Source organism: Flavobacterium sp., from assembly GCF_035760125.1.
Lineage (GTDB): Bacteria > Bacteroidota > Bacteroidia > Flavobacteriales > Flavobacteriaceae > Flavobacterium.
The window spans coordinates 1-6,642 of the sequence record NZ_DASTTN010000446.1; the positions used below are offsets into that span (position 1 = coordinate 1).

Below are 6,642 nucleotides of genomic sequence, written 5' to 3' on the forward strand. Positions count from 1 at the left end.
TGCATTTTACCAAAAAAGAAATATTAAGTTTTTTCAACTCTGCTATGTGAATAATTGTTTAATTTAAAACCGAAAGGTGAATGTGTTAAAAATCTTTAAAATTTAGTTGATTATTTATAAAACTCTAGTTTTCAAAAAAAAACTGCAAAGCATGGTGCCTTGCAGTTTTTAAGATTTAATTCTATTTTATTACTCGTGAACCAACTCGGTTTGGTTTCTAAAAACGAGTTCGTTGTCGAAGGCATCGAGTAGGATGATGCTGTCGGGATGTACTTTGCCGGCGAGGATTTCTTTGGAGAGCTTGTTGAGAACATCTCTTTGAATTACTCGTTTTACGGGTCTGGCGCCAAACTGAGGGTCATAACCTTTCTCGGATAGATACTCAATCGCTTCGGGAGTGGCGTCCATGGTGATGCCCTGTTGGGCAAGCATATTGGTTACGTTTTTCAATTGCAATCCAACAATTTGAGTAATATTGGCACTGGTCAATGGAGTAAACATTACAATCTCGTCTATACGGTTGATGAACTCAGGACGCACGGTTTGTTTCAGTAATCCAAGTACTTCGATTTTGGCAATTTCGGTGGCGGCTTCGACACTTCCTTTTAGATTCTCGAATTTTTCCTGTATGATTTGGCTTCCCATATTCGAAGTCATAATGATAATGGTGTTTTTGAAATCGGCCAAGCGTCCTTTGTTGTCGGTCAGACGGCCTTCGTCGAGTACCTGCAACAAGATGTTGAAGGTGTCCGGGTGTGCTTTTTCGATCTCGTCCAACAGTATCACGGAATACGGTTTACGGCGCACGGCTTCGGTCAATTGTCCGCCCTCGTCATAGCCCACGTATCCCGGAGGAGCACCTACCAATCGACTCACACTGTGGCGTTCTTGGTACTCACTCATATCGATTCGGGTCATGGCGTTTTCATCATCGAAAAGATATTCGGCCAGGGCTTTGGCAAGCTCGGTTTTTCCCACTCCCGTTGTTCCCAGAAAAAGGAAGGTTCCTACTGGTTTTTTTACATCTTGCAATCCAGCACGGCTGCGTCTTACGGCATCGCTCACGGCTTGGATGGCTTCTTCCTGACCTACTACACGGTGGTGTAATTCGTTTTCCAGATGCAACAGTTTTTCGCGCTCACCCTGTAACATTTTCATCACGGGGATTCCAGTCCATTTGGCTACTACTTCGGCAATGTCTTCACGTGTTACTTCTTCTTTTATCAACGAAGTTCCCGATTGGTTTTCCTGTAATTGTTTGGTATAAACGGCTAGTCGCTCTTGGGCTTCTTTGATTTTTCCGTAACGAATTTCGGCTACTTTACCGTAATCGCCATCACGTTCGGCACGCTCGGCTTCGTATTTGAAATTTTCAATTTCGGTTTTTACCTCTTGAATGTTATCGGCAACTTCCTTCTCGGATTTCCATTTGGCGTAAATTTCGTTTCGTTCTTCTTTGAGATTGGCTAATTCCATTCCCAATGCTTTGAGTTTGCTTTCGTCTTTTTCACGTTTAATGGCTTCTATTTCGATTTCCAACTGCATGATTTTTCGATCCAAAACGTCAAGTTCCTCTGGTTTGGAGTTGATTTCCATACGCAGTTTGGAAGCGGCTTCGTCCATTAAATCGATGGCTTTGTCCGGAAGAAAACGATTGGAGATGTAACGTTGCGAAAGCGTTACGGCTGCAATAATTGCATCGTCTTTGATTTGTACTTTATGGTGTGTTTCATATTTTTCCTTGATTCCTCTCAGTATTGAAATGGCGCTTTCTGTATCCGGTTCTTCAATCATAATTTTTTGGAAACGGCGTTCAAGAGCTTTGTCTTTTTCGAAATATTTTTGGTATTCGTCCAAAGTCGTTGCACCAATCGCTCTCAATTCTCCACGTGCCAGAGCGGGTTTTAGAATATTGGCGGCATCCATAGCGCCTTCGCCACCACCTGCACCTACAAGCGTGTGAATTTCGTCAATGAACAGCACGATGTCTCCTTCGGCTGCAATCACTTCTTTAACTACGGATTTTAAACGCTCTTCAAACTCCCCTTTGTATTTGGCTCCCGCAATCAAGGCTCCCATATCGAGGGAGAATACGATTTTGTCTTTCAAATTCTCGGGTATGTCTCCTGCAACAATACGATGCGCCAGACCTTCGGCAATGGCGGTTTTTCCCACTCCGGGTTCACCAACCAACATTGGGTTGTTTTTGGTTCTTCGGGTTAGGATTTGTAAAACTCTACGAATTTCCTCGTCACGTCCAATTACGGGATCCAGTTTTCCAGTTCGTGCCAGTTCGTTGAGGTTTTTAGCGTATTTGTTCAAAGAGTTGTAATTCTCTTCGGCAGAAGCTGAGGTTACTCGCTCGCCTTTTCGTAATTCTTCGATGGCGGCTCTGAGTCCTTTTCCGGTTACGCCTTGGTCTTTTAGGATTTGGGCTACTTTGCTTTTGGAATCGAATATCGCCAGAATCAAATGCTCAATAGAAACGTATTCATCATTCATTTTTTTTGCAATGATTTCGGCTTCGTTCAATGCAGAATTGGCTGTTCTGGAAAGCTGAATTTCTCCTCCGGAAACTTTTGGAAAACTCTGAATTGTTGCGTCTAAAATTTGAAGAAACAATGGTACATTGACGTTCAGTTTTTTCAAAATAAACGGAGCCACATTTTCGTCTACTTCAAAAATAGCTTTAAAAATGTGTTCGTTTTCGATTTGCTGCTGACCCAAACTCTGAACCAATTGCTGTGAAAGCTGTATTGCTTCCTGCGATTTAATGGTAAATTTATTAATGTTCATGATTAAAGGTTTTATATTTTTTTTATATGTTTAATAACTAACTTTGCAAACTAAATATCAAATTATATTCCACTATAAATTTACGGACAATTTGACGTTTGAACGATGATTTTCATCATTTTATAAAGACAAAAAGACATAAAATAAGACAAAATGAGCATATTTAATTCCCTATTTGGTGATTCAGAAGAAAAGAAAGAAACTATCAACAAAATCAATTGGATTCCGTTAACCAACTTAGGTCAACTGAATGAAATTGTTGCTTTATCGAATGAAAAACCGGTAGCGATTTTCAAACACAGCACCCGTTGCAGTGTGAGCAGATTTGCATTGAAACAATTTGAAAATGGATTTGCTTTGGAAGATAAGGTAGATGCTTATTTTTTGGATTTGATTGAGTACCGTGACGTTTCCAATGAAATTGCTAACCGTTTTCAGGTAGTGCACCAATCGCCACAATTATTGTTGATCAAAAACGGTCAATCGGTTTATGATGCTTCACATAGTGATATTGATGCGGGAGATTTAGTGGAAAAAGTGTAGGTGCTAAAGTTTAAAAAAATAAAGAAGAGGCTGTCTAAAATGTATAGACAGCCTCTTTTTTTTATTTTAGAATTTATAACAGCCTTAATTAGCCAATGATTATAATGATTTCACGGATTGGCACAGACTTTAAAATAGAAATGAAATCTGTGTTGAAAAAGTTTTTATCTAAATTTAAAATTCTCCTCCAGAACCACCACCGCTAAATCCGCCACCTCCAAATTTCATTGGTGATTCCTCAACTTTTGCCTCGGGTTTAAGCCCAAATTGTGAAGCTACTACAAGAGTTTGCAGATTGGTAAAAGCATTTGGATTAGCAAATCGGTCTTCTTTGAACGTGATTCCGGTTTCATTGTACTTCGTCTTTTTTATGGAAAAATAAGCAAAAGCAAATACTGCCAATCCTCCAATGGTTAAGGCAACTTCCGGAGGTAAGACATGATGATAGGTTCTAATTGTGAATAAAGCAAAACAAAGTGCCAGAAAACCAATCCAAAGCATCATTCTGTCTTTGTTTTTCAAAGAAAAAAACAAATAGAGCGCAGGAATTGAAATCGTAAAAGCCCAAAAGACTATGGCAAAAGGAATTTCGGGACTTACGCCGTTATAATAATACTCTCCGGAAAGGCTGAAATTTAATTCTCTTACCACATAATAGTTTCCTGCGAGATAGAATAGAATTAAGCAAAAGGCTTTGGCTAGTTTCAGTCCTCTAGAATAATAGGTAACAGTTAGATTTTGTAACTTATTTTTAGAAATAAAATAACCACATCCAGAAAGTAGCAACATCACAAAAGGTAATATGGCTTTTCCAATTATAAGATAATCAAATACAAGATATGCAACACTTGCTGTTATTCCAAAACAGGCAAGAAGTGCTAAAGAAAGATTGAGATATCGAAAATAAGAAATACTGGAAACGATTGCCGTTACTATAGCAATAAACAGATAGTTTGGATTGTAATTTTGTTCAAAAGTGAGTCCAACGGCAATCTGTAACGCTAAAATAGCGCCTAAAATAAATGCATCGTCCAGGCCAAAACCAAAATACTTCATTTCTCTCGACATGAATTCCTTTGCTCCAAAACCAATTATGGCAAATAGGTAGATAAAAAATAAATAAGCATCATCCATAATAGCTAACCCAAATAATGAAAGCATCCCGCAAATTGAAGAATATAACATACAGCCCAGTATAAAAAAGCCGATACGGATAAAGATGTTATTTTGACTTTTAAGCTTCGGTAATTGATGGCCAATAGATTGGTATTGTTCCTGACTAATGAAACCTGACTTTTTCAATCGATTTGCTTCTTCGTCTATATAAAGGTTGTCCAAAAGTGTTTTATCGTATACTATCATCGGTAGTTTTTTTGTTGAAGTGTTTAATCAATTTTATAAATCCAATTATGCACCCAATAAAATAAAATGGGGTAGTAAAAATGAATACAGAGAATATGTCTTCAAGATTAATTGATTCTAAAATCCTTACGAATAAGATGTTCATTCCGATATATCCATATAAAACAGTGAAAATAAACAAAGAAATGGACCTTATTTGGAAACTTAAATTATAAAAATAATAGACTGCAATTCCTAAAACTATTCCAAAAGCAAACCAAAAATCCTCAAATAAATTGACAATACAGGCTATACTGACCAAATGCAGTGAAAACGTCAGGTGAACCAAATTGAAGTGTTTTTTCAAATTGATTTTGGATGCATACAAAACCCAAAGCAGTAAAGACAGTCCAAAAGCCAAACCAATATAACTCAAGTAGGTATTGTCGATCATCTCGTTTTCAAAAACATGTTTAGGATCTACCGAAAGTCCTAAATAAGCTGCCATTCCAGTGATTCCGATAGATAGAACACTTTTGTTGTCAAAATAATAGGCACACAAAAGACTTATGATTGTAGGCACCAAAGTAGCCAATCCGTAATGAGTTCCAAAAGTTTGGTATTGAAACTGCAAATATCCCACAAACGTACAGCTCAAAATAACAGCCGTTACCACCAAATAATCATAAAGTGGATTAGGGAAAGGTGCTTCTTCTTTTTTGAATCCTGGATGGTTTTTAAAGCAAAAATAGAAGCAGGTAACTGTCACCAAAAGCAATAGGCCAAGAATTGCGGTATGGCCAATCGTGTCTATATTTTGGTAAATTAAAATACCAATCCCCGAGGTAAACATCAACATCGAAAGATATAGTAAGAACTTCAGTTCATTGTGAACCGAAAACAAATTCAAACCACGATACGCCTTAATGGCTTCGAATTGTTCTTCTGTAATGTGATTTTTGTCAAAAAGCGTTTGAGTAGCTTGTTCTTCGAAATTTGCCATGTTATATATTTAAGAAATCTCTCAAATATATAGAATTTTTAGTACTAATTAATGATGAAGTGAGGCTTATTTAGAACAGGTAAGAATCTGGGATGGAGGTGCCATTTTTTTTTGAATTCTCTTTATTTTTCATCTGGAAAGAATCAAAAAAGCATAAAAAAAGAGGTTGTCTATTTTGAGACAGCCTCTTTTTGCTTGATTTTGAATTAATATGTACTCTTCATTTTATTTTTTATTTCTTCCAGACAAAGGTTATTGATGCTTCCTTCATGAGTGTGTTTTGTTTCTTTTGGAGATTGATAGGTTCCGTTTTCCAATTGTTCCGCAACAGCTTTGTAAGCATCTCTAAAAGGCATTCCTGCTACTACCATTTCGTTTAGGGTATCAACAGTAAAGAGGTAATTGTATTTTGGGTCATTCAAAATATTGTCTTTTACTGTAATATCTTTGATAGAGAAAATAGCAATATCCAAACAAGCTTTCAAGTTTTGAATCGCAGGAAACAGCCCTTCTTTCAATAGTTGTAAATCCCTGTGGTAACCACTAGGAAGATTATTGGTAATCAAAGTGATTTCATAAGGCAAAGCTTGAATCTTGTTACATTTACCACGAATTAGCTCGAAAACATCAGGATTTTTCTTGTGTGGCATTATACTGGAACCAGTAGTAAGATGCGATGGTAAACCGATGAAATCAAAATTTTGACTCATATACAAACACACGTCCATGGAGAATTTAGAAAGCGTAGCAGCCACACTGCTCATTGCAAAAGCGACTGTTTTTTCCGATTTACCGCGGCTCATTTGTGCCGCAACCGAATTGTATTTTAAAGTTTCGAAACCTAATTCTTTGGTAGTGAAAGTTCTGTTGATAGGGAATGAGCTTCCGTAACCAGCGGCTGAGCCCAACGGATTTTGGTCAACGATTTTCAGTGCGGCATTCAGCATTGTGATGTCGTC

5 protein-coding genes are annotated in these 6,642 nt (G+C 37.5%); 1 reads left to right on the forward strand and 4 read right to left on the reverse strand.

Annotated elements, in window-relative coordinates; translation table 11 throughout:
• Positions 1–189: 189 nt before the first annotated feature.
• Positions 190–2,796, reverse strand: coding sequence for an ATP-dependent chaperone ClpB (clpB, locus tag VFS71_RS15810; RefSeq protein ID WP_326402470.1), 2,607 nt, complete (start codon positions 2,794–2,796; stop codon positions 190–192).
• Between the two features lie 153 nt (positions 2,797–2,949).
• On the opposite strand from clpB, the gene ytxJ reads away from it, so the two are divergent.
• The gene (gene ytxJ / locus VFS71_RS15815; RefSeq protein ID WP_326402472.1) at positions 2,950–3,339 is read left to right on the forward strand and encodes a bacillithiol system redox-active protein YtxJ; all 390 of its coding nucleotides are present in this window, start codon (positions 2,950–2,952) and stop codon (positions 3,337–3,339) included.
• Positions 3,340–3,513: 174 nt separating this feature from the next.
• Here the strand turns inward: ytxJ and VFS71_RS15820 are convergent, their stop codons facing one another.
• From VFS71_RS15820 to VFS71_RS15830, 3 genes are all read right to left on the reverse strand, one after another.
• Complete coding sequence (locus tag VFS71_RS15820) at positions 3,514–4,701, reverse strand: hypothetical protein (RefSeq protein WP_326402474.1); 1,188 nt, start codon at positions 4,699–4,701, stop codon at positions 3,514–3,516.
• The gene (locus VFS71_RS15825) at positions 4,685–5,683 is read right to left on the reverse strand and encodes a DUF2157 domain-containing protein (RefSeq protein ID WP_326402476.1); all 999 of its coding nucleotides are present in this window, start codon (positions 5,681–5,683) and stop codon (positions 4,685–4,687) included. The genes VFS71_RS15820 and VFS71_RS15825 overlap by 17 nt, the downstream gene beginning before the upstream one ends.
• Before the next feature lie 206 nt (positions 5,684–5,889).
• On the reverse strand, positions 5,890–6,642 hold a 753-nt coding region (locus VFS71_RS15830; RefSeq protein WP_326402477.1), incomplete at its 5' end, for a lyase family protein.

What these genes read in the sequence shown, in the direction of transcription:
- clpB (WP_326402470.1), bottom strand. Translation starts at nt 2,796, where the DNA reads ATGAACATTAATAAATTTACCATTAAATCGCAGGAAGCAATACAGCTT.
- ytxJ (WP_326402472.1), top strand. Translation starts at nt 2,950, where the DNA reads ATGAGCATATTTAATTCCCTATTTGGTGATTCAGAAGAAAAGAAAGAA.
- VFS71_RS15820 (WP_326402474.1), bottom strand. Translation starts at nt 4,701, where the DNA reads ATGATAGTATACGATAAAACACTTTTGGACAACCTTTATATAGACGAA.
- VFS71_RS15825 (WP_326402476.1), bottom strand. Translation starts at nt 5,683, where the DNA reads ATGGCAAATTTCGAAGAACAAGCTACTCAAACGCTTTTTGACAAAAAT.